Below are 22,720 nucleotides of genomic sequence, written 5' to 3'. Positions count from 1 at the left end.
GCTCAGAGGCCGACCATCCGCATGCCGGCCTCGTTGTAGCGGTCGCCCGCGACCCCGAAGCGCTCGGTGAGGGCGTCGAGGTCGGCAATGTCGTCGGCGGAGAGCAGGATGCTGGCCGCGCCGACGTTCTCGTCGATCCGGCTGTGCCGGCGGGTGCCGGGGATGGGAACGATGGACGGCGCCTGGGCCAGCAGCCAGGCGAGCGCCACCTGGCCGGGTGTCGCGTCCCGGGCGGCCGCGAGGGCGGTGACCTGGTCGAGGAGCGCCTGGTTCGCGGCGAGGTTGTCCGCCTCGAAGCGGGGCACCCGGGCGCGGATCTCCCCCGGCTCGAATGTCTGGCCCGCGGTCACCGTCCCGGTGAAGAAGCCCTTGCCGAGTGGGCTGAACGGGACGAACCCGATGCCCAGTTCCCGCAGCGTCGGCAGGACCTCGGCCTCCGGGTCGCGGGTCCACAGCGAGTACTCGCTCTGTACCGCCGTCACCGGGAAGACGGCGTGGGCGCGGCGGATGGTGGTGGCTCCGGCCTCCGAAAGCCCGAAGTGGCGGACCTTCCCTGCGGCCACGAGTTCGCCGACGGTGCCGGCGACGTCCTCGATCGGCACGGACAGGTCGACCCGGTGCTGGTAGAACAGGTCGATCGCCTCGACGCCCAGCCGCTTGAGCGAGGCGTCGGCGACCCGCCGGATCTGCTCGGGCCGGGAGTCGGTGCCCTGCATGGCGCCGTCGACGATGTTCCAGCCGAACTTGGTGGCGACGGCGACCTCGTCGCGGATCGGCGCGATGGCCTCCCCCACGAGTTCCTCGTTGACGTAGGGTCCGTAGACCTCCGCCGTGTCGATGAGCGTGACGCCCTGCTCGACGGCGTAGCGCAGGACGCCGATCATGTCGTCGCGGTCGCCGGGATTGGGGCCGTAGCTCATGGACATGCCCATGGCGCCGAGGCCGATGGCGGAGACGCGGAGGCCCTGGCCGAGGATGCGTGTGTGCATGGGATGCCTTTCGGTTCGATGTGCTGCTCTGCACGCTATCCGGACGGGAAGCGTGGTGGGAGTGCGGGCGGATCCGGGTACTGGCAGTGCCTCCCAGCCGGCTGGCCGGCCCGGATCTGGGGAGTGCCCGGGCATTTCTGTCGGGAGCGCTCCCGGGCCGGGCCCGGTGCTGCCAGACTCTGACGAAACCCTGCACCGACGCCGTCCCGGGAGGTGGATGATGCGGATCAACCGGTGGCGTCGCTACGGCCACGACCGGCTGTACGTTCAGGACGACTTCGGCAACGCCGTCGGCTGGTGGGATCTGGCCACCGGAACCGCACACGAGGTGGAGCGGGGATGGGAGGCCGCCGTCGCCGAGTCGGTCGAGAGTTGGATCGCCCGGTACGGGGCCGGAGTGTCGGCGGGTGCCCGGCCGGTTCCGAACGCGCCTACCCGGGTGCCCCCTCCCCCGCCGGTCCATATGGCACCCGTCGTCCCACTCACCGACCTGGCGGAGACGCTCCCCGGGGAGCAGATCCTCGACCTGGCCTTCGCCGGGGGCTGGCGATCCTCCTGGGGGGGCGACTGCCTCATGGTCAACGGGCAACGCCTGCCGTACGTGCCTGCTGCCCGGTCGGAGGGGCGCAAGGCTGCGAGGCTGCTCAGCAGGGCCTCTCGCTTCGGCGTGTCGGTGTCGCCACTGGTCGTGATCGTCGGGCGTCCCCGGCTGCAGATCAAGGAACTGACCACTGCAGCCGACGAGACGCTCTCGCAAAATCGGCCAGTGGCCCATTTTGGTTGGTCCAGCTGAGAAAACCGCCCACTACCCCACCGCGACCCACGCCCCTTCGCAAAATCGGCCAGTGGCCCATTTTGATTGGTCCAGCTGAGAAAACTGACTACTGCCCCACGCTCCCCTCGCAGAATCGGACCACCGGCCGACTTGACGGTGCTGCACTATCTGCACCTGATCCGCTACGTCCTGGAGCTGCCGCCCGTGATCCCTCCGGCGAACCTGGCCAGGATCTTCGACGTGACCCGGCGCAGCGACACCTGGCAACAGTCGGGGCGGCGACGCTGACGACCGCCGCTGAGGTCGGTGGACCGGCAGGCGTGCGCGAGGCCCTCAAGGTGATGCTGAAGCCGTGATGTCTGCGGCTTCGTTCCACAACGACAGGGAGGTGTGCGGCCGGCTGCCCACGTCCTCGGCCATCCGTCCCGGCGCCTGAACTCTTCTGACGCAAGCGTCCGCCACTCGGGCATCAGCGTCAGTCACGGGGTGTGCCCAACCTCCCGCGCCCACTCCGCGCGACCCGGGGCGCTGACGTGCACGAATCCCCGTCAGGCCGCGGCTGTGGCGTGGGTGCCACAGCGGCGGCTCCACGGAGCTTCGTGCACGGTGTGGGCCGAGACTGGCACCGCAACAGGGATCAGCTCAGCGCTGCCCCCGGCCGGTGAAGTGGTCCATCGACGAGTAGACGTGGAAGACCTTGTCCGCGACCCAGTCCCAGGCAGGGGTGGGCAGCACCCCACGCACCGCCATGCCGAGCTTCACCGTCCACGGCTTCGCAACGATCGGCCGGCCGGCCTTCATCCCCGACCAGGCCGCCTCCACAGCCCGGTCCGGGGTCATGATCGGCGTGAGCAGCGGGCCCCGGGCGCCGGCGAACATGCCGGTCGAGACGTAGCTCGGGCAGAAGGTCGTCACGGCGATGTGGCCGTGTCCCGAGCGCGTCAGTTCGAGGCGCAGCGACTCGCTCCACCCGATCAGGGCCCACTTGGATGAGGCGTAGACGCTCATGTTCGGGTTGGCGACGGTGCCGGCGGCCGACGCGATGTTGAGGATCCGCTTGGGGCGGGACCGGTCGGCCATCATCTCCGGAAGCACCTCCCTGGTCAGCCACATCGGGGCCAGGGCGTTGATGCGCATGGTCAGATCGATGTCGCCGACAGGGTCGTGCTCCCAGAACGGGACGCCCCGGATGATTCCCGCGTTGTTGATCAGGACGTCCGGCGCCCCGATGTCCTCGCGCATACCGGCCACAGCGGCCGCGATGTTCTCCTGCCGGGAAATGTCGACGCCGTAGGTGCGCACTGCACACCCCTCGCGCCCGAGTTGCTCCGCCACCTCGCGCGCAGCCTCGACGTCGACGTCCCAGAGGGCGATCGCGGCGGCACCCTCACTGGCGGCCCGGCGGGCGTAGAGCTCCCCCATCCCCCGCGCCGCGCCGGTGACCAGGACGGTGGCTCCCGCGATGGGCGAAGTGCTCGGCATGGTGGACTCCCTTGTCGTCTGGCGTGTGGGATCAGCTGCGCTCCCCCTCTCGGAGGGATGCTGGATGGTAGCGCGCGTGGCGTGTCCCGTCGGCCGATTCTGGGATCGGGGTGTGACGAGGTCGGGAACGCGGTCGCCCCCAGGTGGGGCGTCCTGAAGGTCGGGTTTGCCGTGGGCTGGCACGATGGCGCCGTGACCATTTCACCAACGCGACCACGACAGGCCATTGGCGAGACCCTCCGACTGGCCATGCAGGCGCTCCGGGGATGGACATCGCGGCAGGCGCTCGTCGCGATCGTCACCGGCATCGCCGTCGCCCTGGTGATCGGCTTCGCGACGGTCCTGATCCCCAACCCTGTGTTCGGCCGGGAGATCCCGCCCGTGTGGTGGAACTACCCGGTGTGGCTGGTCACCTCGGCTCTCTCCGGGATGCTGGTGGCCACCTATGTTCGCCAGGGCGAGGACGGCGCGGCTGGAAGTGGCGACGCCGGCGATGAGGGTGAGGCCCGGCGCAGCAGCCGCCTGGGAATGGCCGGCGGCATCCTCGCCTGGTTCGCCGTGGGATGCCCGGTCTGCAACAAGCTGGCCCTGCTGGCCCTCGGCTACTCGGGCGCGATCTCCTGGTTCGCGCCGGTGCAGCCGTTCCTGGCCCTGGGCGCCCTGATCCTGACCGGCGTGGCGCTGGTCTGGCGGCTGCGCGGGCAGGTCGCGTGTCCGGTGCGTCCAACGCCGGTTGCGGCGGCTGGTTGAGGCTGCCGGAGGTCGGCCGCGGTAGCTGGTGTTCAATTCCGGCTGGCTGTTCACGCTTCATGAATGCATGTTGGATCTGAACGGATCGGCGAGGTAGTTGCCTGCGACTGTCTCCAGTTGCCTCTGCACGAGCATGCCGGGGCGCCGCGGCAGCGTCCAGCGCAGAAACACTCGACGCCTACGCCCGAGGTTTCTCCGCGCCGCTTCGCGACTTCTGATCTCCGTTCTGGTCGGGCTGTCGATCTCCGGTGCCGCCGTTCGTCATGATGGTGTCGGACGCACACGCCCCGACGCAGACCGAACAATGGAGCCGAAGATGAAGTACGTACTGCTGCTCATGGGAGACCTCGAGAAGGCGCGCTGCGGGGACGAGTCCCTGCCCACCGTCGAGGAGTTCATGGCCTACGACGCGCAGCTGCAGGAGGCCGGCGTGCTGGCCGGCGGGTTCGCGCTCCACGAGCCGGAGCTGGGGGTCTCCGTCGCCATCCCGAAGGGCTCCACCGAACCGGTCGTGACCACGGGGCCGTTCGCGGAGAGCCGGGAATACGTGGGCGGCACGTTCATCCTTGACGTCGCCGACATCGACGAGGCCATCCGCTGGGCCAAGCTCTGCCCCGGCGCGAAGGACAGCCGCGTGGAGATCCGGGCGCTCGCCGATTACTGACCATGATCGACCCGGTTGAGGCCACGGCCGAGGAGCTGATCCGCGTCCAGCGTGAAGACAGCTCCCGGCTGTTGGCCGCGCTGGTGCGCCGGTTCGGCGATCTCGCCCTCGCGGAGGATGTGGCGCAGGACGCCATGGCCGCGGCACTCGAGACCTGGCCACGAACCGGAATCCCAGCCTCCCCGTTGGCGTGGCTGTTGACGACCGCCAGGCGGCGCGCGATCGACATCGTCCGCCGCGACGCCATGGCGGCCCGCCGACTGGCGGAACTGCGCCTGGAAGAGGAACGCCGCAGCCCTGCTGCCCCAGTGGCAGACGACGGCATCCCGGACGATCGGCTGCAGCTCCTGTTTGCCTGTTGCCATCCGACGCTGCGCCAGGACGAGCAGATCGCTCTCACGCTCCGCTATCTCGGTGGGCTCTCGACGCAGGAAGTGGCCGCGGCCTTCCTCGTGCCGGTGACGACGATGCAGGCACGGCTCACTCGCGCGAAGAAGCGGATCACGGTGACCAGGATCCCCATCAGGGTGCCCGGGGCAGCCGAGCTGCCCGACCGGCTGCCCGCGGTACTGCACGTCATCTACCTGATCTACACCGAGGGATACGCCGCCACCGCGGCTGATGTGCACGTCCGCTCGGAACTCACAGCCGAGGCCATCCGGCTGGCCAGGATCACGGCGAACCTGTTGCCCGGGGAAAGTGAGGTCGATGGATTGCTTGCCCTGCTGCTGTTGACGGAGGCGAGGGCTCCCGCCCGCACCGACGGCGAGGGACTGCCGATCGCGCTGGAGGATCAGGACCGCACGCTCTGGCTCCGGCCGCTGCTGGAGGAGGGCATCGCTCTGGCTCAGCAGGCCGCTGGTCAGGGCGGGATCAGTCCCGCTGGACTGGGGCCGCATGTCGTCCAGGCCGCGATCGCCGCTGTCCACGCCGAGGCGGCCAGCTTCGACGACACGGACTGGGGCCAGGTGGTAGTCCTCTACGACCTGCTTCGACGCATCGTCCCCGGCCCTGTGGTCGAGCTGAACCGCGCGATCGCCGTCGGACAGCTGGATGGTTTCCAGGTCGGCCTCAGGCTGCTGGACCGGTTGGGTGACTCTCAGGAGATGCAGCGCTACCATCCCTACCACGCGGCCCGCGCCGTCACCCTCGAGGGCCTGGAGCGCTACCCGGAGGCGGCTGCGGCCTGGCGGGCGGCGGGAGCCTGCACGGCCTCGCCGCCGGAAGGGCATACATCACCAGACGCCTGACACGCCTCGGCAGACGCCCCCTCCCGGAGTGACGTCCGGCGAGTGCGTCGCAAGGCGTGGCCATCCCGGGGGTCAGGTGTCTCGAGGGCTCAGCCGCACGGTCGGCAGTGACGCCTCCAGGCGGATCACACCGAAGTCTCCCTCGATTGCGAAGGATCCGTCCGCTTCAACCAGGCTGTCGATCGAACCGAAATCCCGCTCGCCCGTCGGGTCGTAGGACGGTGGCGTCCCCTGCCCCGTCCACCACAGCGTCTTGACATCGCGAAACTCGATGGTCCCGGCCCGGTAGCAGTAGTGCTCGGTGGGGATCGGCGGACGGTACTCGGGGTGACTCTCCTAGAGCACCAGGTCGCACTCCATCGTCAGTATCCCCGGCGAGGCGAGGATGGATAGTACCCAGCTGTCTTCGAGATAGATCCAGCTGTCTTCGAGATAGATTCCGCCGAATCCTGCGAAGTCCCAGTAGTTCCGGGCCATGTGTCTCCGTCCGCTGCTCGGGCGAGCTCCTCCTCGAACTCGTCGTCGACCCGGCAAGGATACCAAGGGCCGCTCGCACGCCGGGGGCACCACCTCGGCGGCCTGATTTTGTCGATCAAAGCGTCAGGTGGCCTGCCGTTCGGGCTGTTTCGGGGTCATCAACCGAAGGATCAGAAGCAACACTGTAGCGATCACCAGAAGCGGCGCGACCCAGACGCCAAGACCGTGCACCATGCCCGCCATCGTGGGGTTGGAACCCAGGGTCGCGACGAAAAGCGCGGTGGCCGCGCCGATTCCGATCTGCACCCAACTCGTGTTGGCGCGGCGTACGCGGCTGGCTACGAGAATCGCGAGCAGCACTGTCAGCAGCATTGCTACGGGGGCCACCACATCGAAGAACCCGATCGGAGTGGCGAACCATCGGTGGTAGGTGTAGATGTGGTCTCCCTCGCCGGCGAGCCACCGGCTCTGCCATGTGTGGAAGCACATGATGCCGAGTACGGCCGCGAGCAGCGCAAGAACCATCGTATGCAGTACGCGCCTCATGACTCGACCCTACTTCAGCAGGAAGTGGGTATTGGACGCGACGGTGCCAGAGTTGAGCACGAGGGCCGACTTCCCGGAGTAGCCGTAGTGGACGATGTTGTGACCGTCCTCCGACTTCCCGTAGGCCACCACAGCGTGGTTCCCCTTCTCGCCGTCAGCCAAGGCGCTGGGGAGCGATCCAAAGAGGATCACTGGTCGCCCGGCCTTGAGGGCGGAGTCGACATTGAGGCTCAACAAGTTGTACCAGGCGTCGGCGTTGATCTTCAGGCGCACGACGGCGTGATACCCCATGCCATCCGCGACAGCCAAGCCGGAGAAGACCGACTCGCTCCGACCATCGCGAATCGGGTCGGCGAAGTCGGGACGTGCCACGACCTTTATGTTATTACCGCTTCGATGGGCCGTCGGAATCAGCAGCTTGCTGGTTCTGGCATGCCAGTACCTCATCACAATGGTTGCCGCGACCCAACCACAGCGTCCAGTGGAGTTCGCGAGCACCGTGCAGCCGCTGATGTACCCATACGAGGGGATCCGAAAGTTGACGTTGGTGCCCACTGGCGGCGGAACCTTCATCATCACGGCTCCACCCTGATTCGTCAGGGACAGCTGATCATTGGCGGCGACCTTTTCAGCCAGTTCGTGACGGCGGTGACATCAGCGGTGACATTTGCCTGAAAAGCAGAAAGCCCCTAGTGAGAAACTAGTCTCACTAGGGCTTTCGTCGGGCTGACAGGATTTGAACCTGCGACCCCTTGACCCCCAGTCAAGTGCGCTACCAAGCTGCGCTACAGCCCGCCGGACCGTTACCGATCCGAGAAGGAACTCTAGCGGACATCAGCCGCTGCGGTCCAACTGGCCCGTCCCGGGTCAGGCCTGGGCCGACTCTCGACGGCGCAGCAGCACGACACAGTCATCCAGCTCCGCTGGGGTGCCGTCGGGGCCGACGGCGGACCGCGCCCGGATCTCGGCGATCACCGTCTCCCACTCCTCCGCCGGTAGGTCGAGGTCAGCGACCTCCTGCTCGGGCGTGAAGTGATGGAACGCGGCGCGGTTGGTCGCATCGGCCCACGGGGGCGGTGCCGCGTGGGTGGTGAGCAGCAGGTGTCCCCCGGGACGGATCAGCTCGGCGGCCGCGCGCAGGATATCCCGGCGTGCCAGGGCCACCGGGGACTGCAGGAAGCTCGCCGTCACGAGGTCGAACCTGTCGGAGGAGTCGAGTCGCGTCAGGTCGGCGTCCCTGAAGGACGCCCGGTCCTCCCCCAGGCCCCGCGCTTCAGCGGCCGCCCGCGCCCGTCCGACGGCCGTGGCCGAGATGTCGACCCCGACGGCGGCCCAGCCGTGTTCTGCGAGCCAGATGACGTCACCGCCCTCGCCGCAGCCGAGGTCCAGCGCGTCGCCGACAGGAAGCGTCGCGGCCACGTCGGCCAGGGCTGCGTTCACCCGACCCGACCACACCTGGGCCGAGCCGTAGCGCTCCTCCCAGAACTCCTTGGGATCCGCGTCGCTGACCCGGTGCTCGTGCTGGTGGGACATCTCGTTCCTTCCCTGAATGCTGCCGCCCAACCTAGTCGACGTCGGCCCCGCACGGGCCCTGGTCGAAACCGGAAAGCAGGCGTAGCTTCGGACCATGGACGGGACACTGCTTGTCGACTTCATCACCTCCCTCGACGGCTACGGCGCCGCGGAGGGCTGGCCCGGCTGGTGGGGCCTCGAGGGCCCGGAGTATCTGGCCTGGCTCGCGGCGCAGCCGGAGGGCGCTTGGCCCATCGTGATGGGAGCCAACACCTACCGGGCCATGGCCGGGTTCGCAGCCTCCGGGGAACCGGGCACCGAGCAACTCGCCGACACCACCAAGTACCTCGTCTCATCGACACTCCTGGAACCCTTCGCCTGGCGCAACACCGTCCTCATCGACAAGGAACCCCTCATGGCGATCCGCGACCTGCTCGAGGACGGCGTCAACCTCCGCACCATCGGCAGCCTGCAGCTGTGTCGGGCTCTACTGGAGGAGGGCCTGGTGAGTCGGTTCCGCGTGGGGATCTTTCCGGTCATCACGGGCGCAACCGGACAGGAACGCATCTACGACGGCTACCCCGACGTCACCCTGGAACTGATCGAGGCCCGTACCCTGGACAACCGCATCCAGATCCTCGAGTACCGTCCCACGGTCCTTGACGGCCCGCCGCGGTCCGGGTAGCCGGACGCCTCAGAACAGCTCAGCCAAGAGCCTGACGAGGCTCGTCACCAGCGGGATCGCGAGCAGGACGATGATGGCGAGGTTCAGGCGTGAATGCTCGAGCAGGATGGCGAGGAACTCCCGCACGGTCGCGCTGGGCCAGTAGTAGCGGGCCGTGCGGCACCCCACGGTGTAGCCGGGAATGCCGGCCTTGCGCATGATGATCGCGGCTCTGAGGGCGTGGTAGTCGCTCGTGGCGACCGCGACGTCACCCTTGGAACTCCACTGCCGCATCAGTTCGGCGGAGTTGGCCAGGTTCTCCTCGGTATCAGTGGACGTTTCCTCCCGCACGATGCTGTCCGGCGGGAACCCCCGCTCGAGAAGCCAGCGGGACATCGCCTCCGCCTCGGACAGCTTCTCGTCGCTCCCCCTCCCTCCCGAGGCGATGAGGATCGGTCCGGCGCCGGCCTCCACCGAGCGGTCGAAGACCGCCCGGCCGCGCTCGAGGCGTCCGGCCAGAAGCGGGGTCACCCTCTCCCCGCCGCCGAGGCCGGAGCCGAGCACGACGACCGTGGAGACCGGCGCCCCGTAGCGTCTGGTCCCCCACTGGTACAGGGCCGAGTACATCAGGTAGGAGACGAAGAGGAACGCCACATAGGCGGCAGGCAGGCCTGCCATGAACATCCAGCCGATGAGGTCGCCCCGGTTCAGGACGAGGATCACCACGCCGGCGGTCACATAGCCCAGGATCGCCGCCCCCAGGGCACCGGACAGCAGCATCGGCAACCCGAGTCCCTCCTTGCGCCTCATCGTCACGGCGTTGACGATGAGGAACCCACCGAGGGTCGCGACGGCGAGCACGAACAGCCCGAACACTCCGGCGAGGACCCAGGCCAGCGTCATGCCCTCGGAGACATCGAGAGCCGACAGGGTGAGGACCAGCACCAGCAGGACGAGGCAGCTGAGCGCCCCGGTCAGCAGGAGACCGAGGCCGAACCGTCGCGACTCCCGCCACACGCCGAAGCCGAAGGCGGCCAACAGGAGTGCCGCCGTGACGACCAGGGGCCCCACGGTGACCGCCTACGAGCGCTCGGAGCGCTTCTGCCGCGGCCGGATCTCGACGTGCACGGGCGAGCCGACGAAGCCGAAGTCCTCCCGCAGCCGTCGCTCGATGAAGCGCTTGTACGTGTCGTCCATCAGCCCGGATGTGAACAGGGCGAACGTCGGCGGGCAGTTGTGTGCCTGGGTACCGAACAGAATCCTGGGCTGCTTCCCGCCCCGCACAGGGTGCGGGTGGGCGGCGGCGAGCCGACCGAGGAAAGCGTTGAGCTTGCCGGTCGAGATGCGGGTCTCCCAGCCCTCGGCGGCGGCCTCGATGGCCTTGCTCATCTTGTCGACGTTGCGGCCGGTCAGCGCGGAGATGTTGACGGTGGGCGCCCACTTCCAGGCGATCAGGTCCCGCTCGATCTCGCGTTCGAGGTAGCGGCGACGCTCCTCGTCGGTGAGATCCCACTTGTTGAACGCGATGACCAGCGCCCGGCCCGACTCCTCGATGGAGTTGAGGATGCGCAGATCCTGGTCGGTGATCGGCTCCGAGGCGTCGATCACCATGATGCAGACCTCGGCGCGCTCGATGGCACCCTGCGTGCGGAGGCTCGCGTAGTACTCGTGCCCCGAGGCCTCCTTGACGCGGCGGCGGATGCCGGCCGTGTCGATCATCCGGTACACCTGCCCGCCCACCTCGACGATCTCGTCGACCGGGTCGACCGTCGTGCCGGACACGTCGGAGACGACGACCCGCTGCTGGGCGGCCAGCTTGTTCAGCAGCGACGACTTGCCGACGTTCGGCTTGCCGACGATTGCGACGCGACGTGGCCCGGACTCCTCGATGTCGCGCTCCGGTGGGGCGTCGGGCAGGGCGTCGAGCAACGCGTCGAGCAGGTCACCCGACCCGCGGCCGTGCATCGCGGACACCGGGTACGGCTCCCCAAGCCCCAGGTTCCACATCGACGCGGCCATCGCCTCGTGTCGCTGATCGTCGACCTTGTTCGCGGCCAGGACGACGGGCTTCTTCGAGCGTCGCAGCACCCGCACGACCGCCTCATCCTCGTCCAGCGTGCCGACCGTCGCATCGACCACGAACAGGACGGCGTCGGCGAGCGAGATGGCCAGCTCGGCCTGCTCGGCGATCGCCGCGGCCATGCCCTTCGCGTCGGAGACCCAGCCGCCGGTGTCGACGAGCACGAACTCGCGCCCGTTCCAGTTGGCGTCGTACGAGACGCGGTCCCTGGTCACCCCGGGGGTGTCCTGCACGACCGCCTCGCGGCGTCCCAGGATGCGGTTGACGAGTGTGGACTTCCCGACATTGGGGCGTCCCACCACGGCGACGATCGGCTTGACAGTGTCGCTTGCGACGGACTCGCTCACGCTGGCCTCCTGAGGTTGGGAACCTTCATCGTAGTGGCTTGCCGCAAGCCGCACCTGCGGCGTGCGCCCGACCCTAGGATGCGGCCATGGCGATTCTGCACCAGGCGACCCTCTCCCCCACGAAGCTCGAGTTCGTCACCGAATGGCTCGACGACGTGGGCTTCGGCACCGGCCCCGTCACGCTCATCGGCGGGTACCGCTTCGACGACCCCGAGGGCAGGGTCGGCGTGGAGGGGCTGATCGCCCGCCGGGGCGACGAGTACTTCCAGCTGCCGGTCACATACCGTGACGCCCCCTCGAGGTCGGCTCCGCCCACCTCATCACCACCATGCAGCACTCGGTGCTGGGCCAGCGCTGGGTCTACGGAGCGAGCGGCGATCCCGTGGCCGTCGGCTGCTACCTCCGTGCCCTCTCCGGGAGCAGGAGCAGGCGGTTCTGGAGGTCTACGACGCCGACGAGAACCTGGTGGAGGTCAGGACACCGCCGATCGTCGTCCACGTCGAGAACCCCGGCGCCGTCGAGCCGGGCGACCTGGGCATCCTGCGCCGGCTCAACCTGGACGCCGACCTCGGGCACGCCGTGCCGACGCTGGTGGCCGAGTGGGCAGGCGACCACAGCGCCGTCGTCGCGATCGGCGCCTGAAAGCCCCCCGGAGGCCGGGCCGGAGACCCCTAGGCCCCGGCGAGCGCGACGATGCGGTCGACGACCTCGTCCGGGGTCAGGAACGTCGAGTCGATGACGACCACCCCCTCGGCGGCGTCGGTGAAGTTCGACACCGTCGAGTCGTCCTTGTCCCGGCGCAGGACCTGGTCGGTGACCTCGGAGGCCGTGGCCCTGTCCCCCACTTCGGCCGCGCGGCGGGCGACCCGGGCCGCCGGGTCGGCCACCAGCAGCACGCGGACGTCGGCGTCAGGCGCGACGACCGTGGTGATGTCGCGCCCCTCCACGACGATCCGACGACCGTGCGCGTCGATCACCCCACGCATGAGCCCGGTCAGCAACCGACGGACCTCGAGGTTCGTCGCCACCTCCGAGACCGCCGCGGAGATCCGCGGCTCGCGGATCTCGTCGGTGACATCCCTGCCGTTGATGGAGAAGGCCGGGGCCTCAGGGGAGGTTTCGCAGACGATGTCGGCCGCGGAGACCAGTGCGGCGATCTCCCCGGCGGAGGCACCGTCCGGGTGGCGGCGCAGATACTCCGTGGTCGCAGCCCGGTACATGGCGCCGGTGTCGAGATACCCGAGCCCGAGCCGCCTGGCGAGTAGCTTCGCCGTCGTTGACTTGCCGGACCCGCTCGGGCCGTCGATCGCCACCAGCAGCGACTCGCTCATCGATCTCCTCTTTCCTTGCTCGACCACGCATGCCAGCCGCCCTCGACGATCCTGGCCCGCAACTTCTCCGCCACCTCCACCTCGACGGAGATCGACAGGTAGCCGACCTCACGAACCGGATCGTGGGTGAGCTCGAAGTCCTCGATGTTGACGCCGGCGTCACCGAGATCGGTGAACAGCCGGGCGAGCGCACGCGGCTCGTCGGGGATCTCGACGGTGACCTGACGCATGTGGAGCGGCGTCTGGCCGTGCTTGCCGACCAGCGCGTGCGCCCCTGCCTGCCCCATCGCCAGGAATCGTTCCAGCTCGGCGGGCGAGTTCAGCACGTCGATGAGGTGGGCGAGATCCTGTGCGACCTCCAGCAGTTCATGGCGGACGGCGTCGGCGTTCGACGTGAGGATCTGCCGCCACAGTCCCGGGTCCGAACCGGCGATGCGGGTGACGTCGCGGATCCCCTGCCCCGCCAGCCGCAGGTTCTCCGGCGGCACCTCCCGCAGATGGCTGGCGGTGAGGATGCTCATCAGGTGGGGCACGTGGCTGACCTGCGCGACGGCCTCGTCGTGTTCGTCGGCGGGCATGGTGATCACGTGGGCGCCCACGTCGCGGGCCAACTGCTCGATGACGGCGACGTCGGCCGGCGAGTTGTCGTGCTGCGGGGTGACGACCCAGGTCCGGTCCTTGAACAGGTCGCCCGAGGCGGTCAGCGGTCCGGTGAACTGGGAGCCCGCCATCGGATGCGAGCCCACATAGCGGCGGTGTTCGGGGCGAGGCTCGCCACCGCCTCCAGGATCGGTGCCTTGACGGAGCCGACATCCGTGATGACGGCGTCCGGGAACTTGGCGAGCACCTCGGCCACCAGCGACGGGATCACATCCGGTGGGGTGGCGACGACGACGATGTCCGGGTCATCGGTCGCCTCGTCGGACACCCGACCGGCGCCCAGCCCGGCGGCGACGACGGCGTGCGAACTGGCGATGTCCCAGAGCATCACCTCGTAGCCGGCCCTGGTCAGCGCCAGCCCGATCGAGCTGCCGACCAGCCCGGCGCCCAGGACGAGGACCCTGCGCTCAGCCACGCGCCGCCTCCCCGCGGGAGAGACGGCGGAACGTGCGGCGGCGGCCGGTGGAGCGCTCGAGGACGGCGACCTCGAGGGTCGCGGCGCCCAGCGCCGCTGCGGCCCGATCGATGACGACGTCCAGCGGTGCGGCGGCGTCGAAACCGTCGCGCAGTCTGGCCGCGATGGGCTCCGCGTTGCCCCCGATCACAGCGAGGTCGTCCTCCTCGGAGATCACCCCGTCGTAGCTGATCCGGTAGAGCACGTCGCGGTCGGCGGTGGCTCCCACCTCGGCCACGATCAGCTCCACCTCGAACGGCTTCTCCGCCCCGGCGAAGGCGCCACCCAGCTGCTGCGAGTAGGCGCCGGCGAGGCTGCGTCCCGTCACGTCGCGGCGGTCATACGAATAGCCGCGCAGGTCTGCATGGCGGATGCCCGCGATGCGCAGCGCCTCGAACTCGTTGTAGCGGCCGACGGCGGCGAAGCCGATCCGGTCATAGATCTCTGCGACCTTGTTCAGCGTCGTGGAGGGGTTGTCGGCGACCATGGCGATGCCGTCGGCGTAGCGGACGACGGCGACCGCCCGGCCGCGCGCGATGCCCTTCCTGGCGAACTCGGCCCGGTCCTGCATCAGCTGTTCCGGCGCGACGTAGAAGTTCATGCTCACAGCGCGTACCCCCTCGGGCCGTCGGGACGGCCGACGCGGGCGGACACGATGGTCTCGGCCAACTCGCGCACGCCCTCCTCGGACCAGCGGGCCACGCCCTCGGCGGAGGCACGCATGACGAGCGGGAAGATCCCCCGCGTCAGATCGAGGCCGGAGGTGGCGGAGTCGTCGTCGGCGGCGTCGTACAGCGACTGCAGCAGGGCGGCGACGGCGCTGCGCTCGTCCGCCTCGGGGTCGTGCAGCTTCTTCAGCGCGCCGCGGGCGAACGCGGAGCCGGATCCGATGGAGCAGAACTCGTACTCCTCGTAGCGGCCGCCGGTCGCGTCGTAGGAGAACATGCGGCCGCGGGCGGCGTCGTCGTCCCAGCCGATGAACAACGGCAGCACCGCCATGCCCTGCATCGCCTGCGACAGGTTGCCGCGGATCAGGCTGCCGAGCCGGTTCGCCTTGCCGTCGAAGCTCAGCGACGTGCCCTCGACCTTCTCGAAGTGCTCGAGTTCCACCTGGAACAGCCGCACGAGTTCGATGGCGAGCCCCGCCACGCCTGCGACGCCGACGATGGTGTGGTCGTCGGCCCCGAACACCTTCTCGATGTCGCGCATCGCGATCGCCGAGCCCATCGTGGCCCGACGGTCACCGGCCATCACGACGCCGTCGCGATACCGCGCGGCGACCACGGTGGTGCCGTGGGGCAGGGAGAGCTGACCGGAACCGACGGTGGGCAGCGTCTCGGGCGCTACCTGCCGCAGGTACTCCGCGAAGGAGGGACTGGCGTGGGGCAACTGGGTCACCGGGCCATCCTAGGGCCCCGTGGCGGAGAGCTGCCCGTCGCGCCGACCCCCTAGACTCGTGGGCATGCCGCGTCTGCTGCCCCTGTTGATCGATTTCGTCGCCGTCATCGTCTTCGCCGCGGTCGGTCGCGCGTCCCACGGCGAGTCTGTGGCGGGCACGTTCGTGACGGCGTGGCCGTTCCTGGTCGCCTGCGCAGTCGCCTGGATCGTGCTGGCGCTGCTCGGCGACGATGGCAGGGGCTGGCGCGAGGGGTGATCGTGTGGCTCGTGACACTGATCGGCGGAATGGCCTTGCGCGTCGCAGCCGGTGACACCGCCGCGGTCGCCTTCATCGTCGTGGCGACGCTGTTCCTTGCCGCCACCCTGTTCGGCTGGCGGCTGATCGCCCGGCTGATCGACCGCCGCCGCGCCGCCGCCGCGGCCTGATTCAGACCCTGCCCTCCCGCAGGACCCTGCGCTGCAGGGCCTTGAGCTCGTGCATGACCTCGTTGGTGCCCCGACCGAAGTAGTCGTGCAGCACCGAATACCTGTCGTAGAGGATGTCGTAGCCGGCAGCGCGGACCGGGTCCGGCCGGTACGCGGCGACCCGCTTGTCGCCCATGGCGTCGGCGGCGGCAGCCACCGTCGGGTACTCCCCCGCCGCGACGGCCGCGAAGATCGCCGACCCGAGGGCCGCGTTCTGCGCGTTGGTCGCGATCGAGATGTCCATGTTCAGGACGTCGGCGTAGATCTGCATGAGCACGCGGTTCTTGAGCAGGCCACCGGTCGCGATGAACTCGGTCACCTCGATGCCGCTGTCGCGGAACGCCTGGATGATGCGGCGCATGCCGAAGGCCGTCGCCTCCACCAGAGCGCGGTAGATGGACTCGGCAGGCGTCTGCAGCGTCAGTCCGAGGATCATTCCCGACAGGTTCGGGTCCATCAGGACGGAGCGGGTGCCGCCGTTCCAGTCCAGCGCCAGCAGTCCGTGCTCGCCCACGGCCTGCCCGGCCGACAGGTCGGACAGCAGCTGATGGACGGAGACGCCGGCCTCGGCGGCCTCGTCGAAGTAGCGCTGCGGCACGCAGTTGGCGACGAACCAGGCGAACGTGTCGCCCACGGACGTCTGGCCCACCTCGTAGCCCCAGAGGCCGTCGACGACACCGCCGTCGACGATGCCGAAGGCGCCGGGCACGGCGCGGAGGTCGGGGTGGCAGAGCACGGCTGCGGTGGAGGTGCCCATGCCTGCGACGAGCTGCCCGGGCTCGACGCCCTTGGCAGCCGGCGCGTTCGCGTGCGCGTCGATGTTGCCGGCGGCGACCGCGATTCCTGCGGGCAGCCCCATGTGTGCGGCGACCTCGGGCTGGAGTTCGCCGGCCTTGCCGCCGAGGGGGATGATCGGGCCGACCATCTTGTCGTCGAACACGCGGGCGAAGTCCGGGTTGAGGGCGGCGAGGTAGTCGGAGGGCAGGTTCCGGCCGTCGACCACGAGACGCTTGTAGCCGGCGAGCCCGGCCGCGTAGCTGAGGGTTCCCGTCAGCTGCCACACCAGCCAGTCGGACGCGTCGACGAAGACATCGGTGGCGTCGTAGACGGCGCGGTCCTCCTCCAGTGTCTCCAGCAGCTTGGGGACCATCAGCTCGGAGGAGATGACGCCGCCGAACCGGTCGAGCCAGGCGTCGCCCCGCTCCCGGGCGAGCCGCACCATCCGGTCGGCCTGCTCGTGGGCCCCGTGGTGCTTCCACATCTTGACGTAGGCGTGCGGGTGGTCGGCGAACTCGGGCAGGGTGCTCAGCGGCCTGCCGTCTGCCTTGGCGGCGACGACGGTGGCGGCGGTCACGTCAAGGCCGATGCCGACGATGTCGGCCGGGTCGACACCGGAGGCCTCGACCGCCCGCGGGACGGCGTCCCAGAGGACCTCGAGGTAGTCGGGGCCGTTCTGCAGTGCGAAGGACGGCGGCAGCGCCTGCCCGTCGCCCGCGGTGAGCCGCTGGTCCATGACCTGGTGCCGGTACTGCGTGTCGGCAGTCCCCAGGACGGCACCGTCGGAGACCCGGACGACGGCCGCCCTGCCGGACAGGCTGCCGAAGTCGATTCCCAACACGTAGGACGACATTGTTACTCCTCGGATCGACGCGGCCCGACGGCGATGTCCCGGACCGAACTGTGTGTGCTCCCGGCAGCCTAATGGCGCGTCTCACCGGCCCGACGGCGGGGTGCCGGGCCGGTGCTCACATGTGCAGTTAGTCGTCGGCCGCGGCGTCGGCGGCGGCCGGCTTCACCGGGGCCCCACCGAGCTCAGCGGGGATGTTGGCCGGGCGGGGGCCCTGGTAGTCCGGCCCGTAGGCTCCGGGCGACGGCCTCCGCTTGCGAATGGGCGCGCTGACGCCGTGGGCCAGCCGCCTGGAGATGATCAGGAATCCGGTGTGGCCCGAGGTGCCGTGGCCGGGGCGGATCGCCAGACCCTCCGCGTGCCAGTCGCGGACGGTGGTTTCGGTGGCGTGCGGCTCCGTGAAGCCGCCGTGGGCCCGCAGCGTGTCAGCCACGCGGCCGAGCTGCGTCGCGGTGGCCACGTAGCAGCAGATGACTCCGCCGGCGACGAGCCGCTCCCCCACGGCGTCGATGCACTCCCAGGGGGCCAGCATGTCGAGGATGACCCGGTCGATCGGCTCGTGCTCGATGGCCTCGACCAGGTCGCCGACGGTCAAGGTCCACGCGGGGTGCGGGCCGTCGAGGAACGTCTCGACGTTCTTCCTGGCGACGTCGGCGAACCGCTCGCGTCGCTCGTACGAGTGCAGCGAACCGTCCGGGCCGATGGCCCGCAGCAGCGCCAGCGACAGGGCGCCGGAGCCGACTCCCGCCTCCAGCACGCGGGCGCCAGGGAAGATGTCGGTCCACATGAGGATCTGGGCAGCGTCCTTCGGGTAGATGACCGCGGCGTCGCGTGGCATCGAGACCATGAACTCGCTCAAGAGCGGCCGGAAGGCCAGGTAGGTCATGCCACCGACGGAGGTGACGGTGACCCCTTCGGGGCCGCCGATCAGGTCGTCGTGGCTCACCGCGCCCTTCGTGGTGTGCCACACCCCGCCCTCGCGGAGCAGCAGCGACTTGCGGCGCCCCTTCGTGTCGGTGAGCGTCACACGCTCGCCCGCCTGCAGCGGGCCCCTGACCACGCCGGACAGATTCGTCACGCCGCAACCTTCCTGTACTGACGCCAGAGACCGGTGAGCTCGGCGAGGGTCGTGCCGGCCAGTCCGCCCTGGGCGACGTGCAGCCGGGGATGGGGCTCGAGGATGGCCAGCGCCGGGACGGCGTAGACGAACGCGCCGGAGGCGAGGCCGGCCGCGGTGCCGGGCACCGAGTCCTCGAGGATGATGACCTCGTCGGCCGTCACGCCGAGACGGGCCATGGCCAGCTCGTAGCATTCCGGGTCGGGCTTCGTCCTCGACACGTCGTCGGCGGTGATCACGAACTCGAGGGCCTCGGGCAGCAGCCGCGCCGCGGCGTCCATCACGAGACCGGCGGAGGCGGTGACGACGACGCTGCGGATGCCCGCAGCGGTGACCTCGTCCAGCAGCTCGAGCGCCCCGGGCAGCCACGGGAGGCCGTCGCGGGTGAGCCGGTCGGCGACACGCTCGTGCAGTTCGTGGTGCAGCTCGGCCTGGAGCTCGGGGCGGCCGATTGCCTCGGCCATCTGCGCGGTCGTGACCTCGGCGTGCTGCCCGATCTTGGAGCGCATCTCCTCGGGGCCCCAGACGACGCCGTAGCCGGCGAGCATCTCGGCCTCGATCTGCGCCCAGACGGGTTCGCTGTCGACGAGGGTGCCGTCGAAGTCCCAGAGGACGGCGGCGGGATCAACCAGCATTGAAGTACTTCGCTTCCGGGTGGTGGACGACGATGGCGTCGGTGGACTGCTCGGGGTGGAGCTGGAGCTCCTCGCTGAGTTCGACGCCGATCCTGGACGGATCGAGGAGGCCGACCAGGGTGCGGCGGTCCTCCAGGTCGGGGCAGGCGGGGTAGCCGAAGGAGTAGCGGGAGCCGCGGTAGGCCTGGTCGCGGATGGCCCGGTCGATGTCGGCGTCGCGGGCCGGGAAGCCGAGCTCCTCGCGGATGCGGGAGTGCCACAGCTCCGCCAGCGCCTCCGTCAGCTGCACGGACAGGCCGTGCAGCTCCAGGTAGTCGCGGTAGGCGTTGGCCTCGAACAGCCGCTGCGTGGCGCGGGCGACCTCCGAGCCCATGGTGACGAGCTGCATGGCGAGCACGTCGGGGCCCTTCTCGGCGGCCTCCTCCCGGTCCCGGAAGTAGTCGGCGAGGCAGAGGCCTCCGTCGCGGCGCTGGCGCGGGAACGTGAACCGGGCGATCTCGCGGGCCGGGTCGTCGGGTGCGCCGAGGATCAGCGTCTCTCCCTCGGAGTGGACCGGGTAGTAGCCGTAGACGACGCCGAAGTTGGCGAGGTTCTCCGTCTTGATCCGGTCGAGCCACATCCGCAGCCGCGGCAGCGCCTCCGTCTCCAGCAGTTCCTCGTAGCTGGGGCCGCCCCTCAGCGTCTTGAGTCCCCACTGCCCCACGAACGTGGCGCGGTGGTCGAGCCAGGCGTTCACGTCGGCGAGCTGGATGCCCTTCACGACCCGGCTTCCCCAGAACGGCGGGGTCGGCACGTCCACGTCGCGGGCGACGGAGGAGCGCACCCCCAGCTGCGGCTCGGCGATCTCGATGAGCGAGGTCTTCGCGATGCGGCGGCGCCGCGGCTCGGGCAGTGCGGCGCCCGGCACGCCCTGCTTGACGGCCATGACGGCGTCCATCAGGGCCAGTCCCTCGAACGCGTCCTTGGCGTAGCGGACCTCGCCGTCGAACATGTCGCCGAGGTCGTGCTCGACGAACGTGCGGGTGAGGGCGGCGCCGCCCAGCAGCACCGGGTACCGGTCGGCAAGGCCGAGGCGGTTGAGTTCGGCCAGGTTGTCACGCATCACCAGCGTCGACTTCACGAGCAGGCCGGACATGCCGATCGCGTCGGCCCCGTTGGTCTGCGCGGCCTCGACGATGGCCTGGATCGGCTGCTTGATGCCGATGTTGATGACCGTGTAACCGTTGTTGCTGACGATGATGTCGACGAGGTTCTTGCCGATGTCGTGGACGTCGCCGCGGACGGTGGCCAGGACCAGCGTGCCCTTGCCTGCGTCCGACTCCGACTTCTCCATGTGCGGCTCGAGGTATGCGACGGCGGTCTTCATGACCTCGGCCGACTGCAGCACGAACGGCAGCTGCATCTGGCCGGAGCCGAACAGCTCGCCGACGATCTTCATGCCGGCCAGCAGGTCCTCGTTGATGATGCCGAGCGCCGGCTTGGAGTGCAACGCCTCGTCGAGGTCGGCCTCCAGGCCCTTGCCTTCACCGTCAATGATGCGGCGCTGCAGCCGCTCCCCCAGCGGGAGGGCGGCGAGCTCGGCTGCGCGGGTGGCCCGCGCGGAGGCGGCCGTGACGCCCTCGAACAGCTCCAGGAAGCGGGTCAGCGGGTCGTAGTCGCCGTCGCGGCGGTCGTAGACGAGGTCGAGCGCGACCTGTCGCTGCTCCTCGGGGATCCGGTCCATCGGCAGGATCTTGGCGCTGTGCACGATGGCGGAGTCCAGGCCGGCGGCCACGCACTCGTGCAGGAACACGGAGTTCAGCACGATCCGGGCGGCCGGGTTCAGGCCGAACGACACGTTGCTGACGCCCAGCGTGGTGCGGACCCCCGGGTAGCGGCGCTTCAGCTCGCGGATCGCCTCGATGGTCTCGAGCCCGTCGCGGCGGGTCTCCTCCTGGCCGGTGGCGATCGGGAACGTGAGGCAGTCGACGAGGATGTCGCCGACGTCCCTCCCCCAGTTCCCGACCAGGTCGTCGATGAGGCGCGAGGCCACCCGCACCTTCCACTCGGCGGTGCGGGCCTGGCCCTCCTCGTCGATGGTGAGGGCCACGACGGCGGCGCCGTGCTCCTTGACCAGTGGCATGACGCGGCCGAACCGGCTGTCGGGCCCGTCGCCGTCCTCGTAGTTGACCGAGTTGATGACGCAGCGCCCCGCGAGGCGCTCGAGGCCGGCCTCCAGCACCGGGGCTCGGTGGAGTCGAGCACCACCGGCAGGGTGACGGCGGTCGCGAGCCGGGAGGCGAGCTCGGCCATGTCGGCCACGCCGTCGCGGCCCACATAGTCGATGCACAGGTCGAGGACGTGGGCGCCGTCGCGCGCCTGGGCCTTGGCGATGTCGACGCACTCGTCCCAGTTCTCGGCCAGCATCGCCTCGCGGAAGGCCTTCGAACCGTTCGCGTTGGTGCGTTCGCCGATGTTGAGGTAGCTGGCGTCCTGCGCGAACGGCACCTCGACGTACAGGCTGGATGCGGAGCGCTCGTCGCTGGGCGTGCGGTCGACGACCTCGCGGCCGCCGAAGCGCTCAGCCAGAAGCCGGATGTGTTCGGGCGTCGTGCCGCAGCAGCCGCCGATGACGGCGAGGCCGAGCGTGTCGACGTAGCCCTCCAGCGCGTCGGCGAGCCCCTCGGGGCCGAGCGGGTAGCGGGCCCCGTCGGCCGTGAGCTCCGGAAGCCCAGCGTTGGGCATCGCGCCGATCGCGATCCGGGCCCGGCGCGACAGGTGGCGCAGGTGCTCGCCCATCTCGGCGGGGCCGGTGGCGCAGTTCAGGCCGATGCAGTCGACGCCCAGCGCCTCCAGCGTGGTCAGCGCCGCCCCGATCTCGGAGCCGAGCAGCATGGTGCCGGTCGTCTCGACCGTGACGTTCACCAGGATCGGCAGCTCGACGCCTGCCTCGGCGGCAGCCCGCTTCGAGGCGATGACGGCGGCCTTGGCCTGGAGCAGGTCCTGGCAGGTCTCGATCTGGACGCCGTCGATCCCCCGCGGATCATGGCCGCGACCTGCCGCTGGTAGGCGTCACGGACGGCGGCGAAGGTGACGTGACCCAGCGTCGGCAGCTTCGTGCCGGGGCCGATGGAACCGAGCACGAAGCGGGGCCGCTCCGGCGTCGAGAACTCGTCGGCCACCCCGCGGGCGATCCGGGCGGCTGCCTCGGCCAGTTCCTCGAGCCGGTCGACGATGTCGTACTCGGCGAGCGCGGCGAGGTTGGTGCCGAAGGTGTTGGTCTCGACGGCGTCGGCTCCTGCCTCGAAGTAGGCGCGGTGGACCGCGGCGACCACGTCGGGGCGGGTGACGTTGAGGATTTCGTTGCATCCCTCGAGGTCGAGGAAGTCGTCCGTCAGCGACAGATCGCCGACGGCTTGGAGCATGGTCCCCATGGCCCCGTCGGCAACGAGGACGCGGCGGTTGAGGTGTTCAGCAAGTCTGTTCGGCACGGCCCACAGGCTACCGGCGTTCTCCCG

19 protein-coding genes, 1 tRNA gene and 5 pseudogenes are annotated in these 22,720 nt (G+C 69.7%); 9 read left to right on the top strand and 16 right to left on the bottom strand.

Translation table 11 applies throughout. The features are described 5' to 3' along the window. Positions 1-2 precede the first annotated feature (2 nt). A complete protein-coding gene (locus H9L22_RS05395; protein WP_187721896.1) occupies positions 3-989 on the bottom strand; it encodes an aldo/keto reductase in 987 nt (328 codons plus the stop codon). A 220-nt stretch (positions 990-1,209) separates the two neighbouring features. Between H9L22_RS05395 and H9L22_RS05390 the strand changes: the two genes are divergently transcribed. Both H9L22_RS05390 and H9L22_RS19580 read left to right on the top strand, forming a co-directional pair. Beyond that, on the top strand, positions 1,210-1,782 hold the full coding sequence (locus H9L22_RS05390; protein WP_187721895.1) for a hypothetical protein: 573 nt from the start codon (positions 1,210-1,212) through the stop codon (positions 1,780-1,782). A gap of 138 nt (positions 1,783-1,920) precedes the next feature. Then, positions 1,921-2,052: a hypothetical protein gene (locus H9L22_RS19580; RefSeq protein ID WP_264292551.1), complete on the top strand. Its 132-nt coding sequence runs from the start codon at positions 1,921-1,923 to the stop codon at positions 2,050-2,052. A 354-nt stretch (positions 2,053-2,406) separates the two neighbouring features. On the opposite strand, the gene H9L22_RS05385 is transcribed toward H9L22_RS19580, so the two are convergent. Further along, positions 2,407-3,246 (bottom strand): SDR family NAD(P)-dependent oxidoreductase, encoded by an 840-nt coding sequence (locus H9L22_RS05385; protein ID WP_187721894.1) that lies wholly within the window; start codon positions 3,244-3,246, stop codon positions 2,407-2,409. Positions 3,247-3,438: 192 nt separating this feature from the next. Here H9L22_RS05385 and H9L22_RS05380 point away from each other — a divergent pair, with 192 nt between their 5' ends. From H9L22_RS05380 to H9L22_RS05370, 3 genes are all read left to right on the top strand, one after another. Next, complete coding sequence (locus tag H9L22_RS05380) at positions 3,439-3,996, top strand: hypothetical protein (RefSeq protein ID WP_226966149.1); 558 nt, start codon at positions 3,439-3,441, stop codon at positions 3,994-3,996. A gap of 316 nt (positions 3,997-4,312) precedes the next feature. Continuing rightward, on the top strand, positions 4,313-4,660 hold the full coding sequence (locus tag H9L22_RS05375; RefSeq protein WP_187721893.1) for a YciI family protein: 348 nt from the start codon (positions 4,313-4,315) through the stop codon (positions 4,658-4,660). Between the two features lie 2 nt (positions 4,661-4,662). After that, on the top strand, positions 4,663-5,910 hold the full coding sequence (locus tag H9L22_RS05370) for an RNA polymerase sigma factor (RefSeq protein WP_187721892.1): 1,248 nt from the start codon (positions 4,663-4,665) through the stop codon (positions 5,908-5,910). A gap of 600 nt (positions 5,911-6,510) precedes the next feature. Here H9L22_RS05370 and H9L22_RS05365 read toward each other — a convergent pair. The 4 genes from H9L22_RS05365 to H9L22_RS05350 form a co-directional block, all read right to left on the bottom strand. Then, a complete protein-coding gene (locus tag H9L22_RS05365; protein ID WP_187721891.1) occupies positions 6,511-6,933 on the bottom strand; it encodes a hypothetical protein in 423 nt (140 codons plus the stop codon). A 9-nt stretch (positions 6,934-6,942) separates the two neighbouring features. After that, the gene (locus tag H9L22_RS05360; RefSeq protein WP_187721890.1) at positions 6,943-7,305 is read right to left on the bottom strand and encodes a cysteine peptidase family C39 domain-containing protein; all 363 of its coding nucleotides are present in this window, start codon (positions 7,303-7,305) and stop codon (positions 6,943-6,945) included. A gap of 349 nt (positions 7,306-7,654) precedes the next feature. Continuing rightward, positions 7,655-7,728 (bottom strand) — tRNA-Pro (locus tag H9L22_RS05355). A gap of 72 nt (positions 7,729-7,800) precedes the next feature. Next, complete coding sequence (locus tag H9L22_RS05350) at positions 7,801-8,466, bottom strand: class I SAM-dependent methyltransferase (protein WP_187721889.1); 666 nt, start codon at positions 8,464-8,466, stop codon at positions 7,801-7,803. 94 nt (positions 8,467-8,560) lie between these two features. On the opposite strand from H9L22_RS05350, the gene H9L22_RS05345 reads away from it, so the two are divergent. Continuing rightward, positions 8,561-9,130: a dihydrofolate reductase family protein gene (locus tag H9L22_RS05345; protein WP_187721888.1), complete on the top strand. Its 570-nt coding sequence runs from the start codon at positions 8,561-8,563 to the stop codon at positions 9,128-9,130. A 9-nt stretch (positions 9,131-9,139) separates the two neighbouring features. Here H9L22_RS05345 and H9L22_RS05340 read toward each other — a convergent pair whose 3' ends face one another. Next, entirely contained in the window at positions 9,140-10,180 is a 1,041-nt protein-coding gene (locus H9L22_RS05340; protein ID WP_187721887.1) for a YdcF family protein, read from the bottom strand. A gap of 9 nt (positions 10,181-10,189) precedes the next feature. Further along, positions 10,190-11,536, bottom strand: coding sequence for a ribosome biogenesis GTPase Der (gene der / locus H9L22_RS05335; protein WP_187721886.1), 1,347 nt, complete (start codon positions 11,534-11,536; stop codon positions 10,190-10,192). A gap of 86 nt (positions 11,537-11,622) precedes the next feature. On the opposite strand from der, the pseudogene H9L22_RS20350 reads away from it, so the two are divergent. After that, positions 11,623-11,832 (top strand): annotated as a pseudogene (locus H9L22_RS20350) (maltokinase N-terminal cap-like domain-containing protein); the annotation flags it as partial. A gap of 169 nt (positions 11,833-12,001) precedes the next feature. Then, a complete protein-coding gene (locus H9L22_RS18590) occupies positions 12,002-12,178 on the top strand; it encodes a hypothetical protein (protein ID WP_226966148.1) in 177 nt (58 codons plus the stop codon). A 29-nt stretch (positions 12,179-12,207) separates the two neighbouring features. On the opposite strand, the gene cmk is transcribed toward H9L22_RS18590, so the two are convergent. From cmk to prcB, 4 genes and pseudogenes are all read right to left on the bottom strand, one after another. Beyond that, positions 12,208-12,867, bottom strand: a complete 660-nt coding sequence (gene cmk / locus H9L22_RS05325; RefSeq protein ID WP_187721885.1) for a (d)CMP kinase — start codon at positions 12,865-12,867, stop codon at positions 12,208-12,210. Then, positions 12,864-13,942, bottom strand: a pseudogene (locus H9L22_RS05320) (prephenate dehydrogenase). The gene cmk and the pseudogene H9L22_RS05320 overlap by 4 nt, the downstream one beginning before the upstream one ends. Further along, entirely contained in the window at positions 13,935-14,582 is a 648-nt protein-coding gene (prcA, locus tag H9L22_RS05315; protein WP_226966273.1) for a proteasome subunit alpha, read from the bottom strand. The pseudogene H9L22_RS05320 and the gene prcA overlap by 8 nt, the downstream one beginning before the upstream one ends. A 2-nt stretch (positions 14,583-14,584) precedes the next feature. Then, complete coding sequence (prcB, locus tag H9L22_RS05310) at positions 14,585-15,379, bottom strand: proteasome subunit beta (RefSeq protein ID WP_187721883.1); 795 nt, start codon at positions 15,377-15,379, stop codon at positions 14,585-14,587. A 64-nt stretch (positions 15,380-15,443) separates the two neighbouring features. Here prcB and H9L22_RS05305 point away from each other — a divergent pair. Next, positions 15,444-15,805, top strand: a pseudogene (locus H9L22_RS05305) (DUF3054 domain-containing protein). Position 15,806: 1 nt separating this feature from the next. Here H9L22_RS05305 and H9L22_RS05300 read toward each other — a convergent pair. From H9L22_RS05300 to metH, 4 genes and pseudogenes are all read right to left on the bottom strand, one after another. Then, on the bottom strand, positions 15,807-17,474 hold the full coding sequence (locus H9L22_RS05300) for a ribulokinase (protein ID WP_187721882.1): 1,668 nt from the start codon (positions 17,472-17,474) through the stop codon (positions 15,807-15,809). A 127-nt stretch (positions 17,475-17,601) separates the two neighbouring features. After that, positions 17,602-18,597: pseudogene (locus H9L22_RS20740) on the bottom strand (tRNA (adenine-N1)-methyltransferase); the annotation flags it as partial. After that, complete coding sequence (locus H9L22_RS20735) at positions 18,546-19,223, bottom strand: HAD family hydrolase (protein WP_187721881.1); 678 nt, start codon at positions 19,221-19,223, stop codon at positions 18,546-18,548. The pseudogene H9L22_RS20740 and the gene H9L22_RS20735, both read right to left, overlap by 52 nt. Next, a pseudogene (gene metH / locus H9L22_RS05285) lies at positions 19,213-22,636 on the bottom strand (methionine synthase). The gene H9L22_RS20735 and the pseudogene metH overlap by 11 nt, the downstream one beginning before the upstream one ends. Positions 22,637-22,720: the final 84 nt, after the last annotated feature.

This window comes from Tessaracoccus defluvii, assembly GCF_014489575.1.
In the GTDB taxonomy this organism is placed as follows: Bacteria; Actinomycetota; Actinomycetes; order Propionibacteriales; family Propionibacteriaceae; genus Arachnia; species Arachnia defluvii.
The sequence above is the reverse complement of the archived record's forward strand: the minus strand, read 5'-3'. Positions and strand labels throughout refer to the sequence as shown.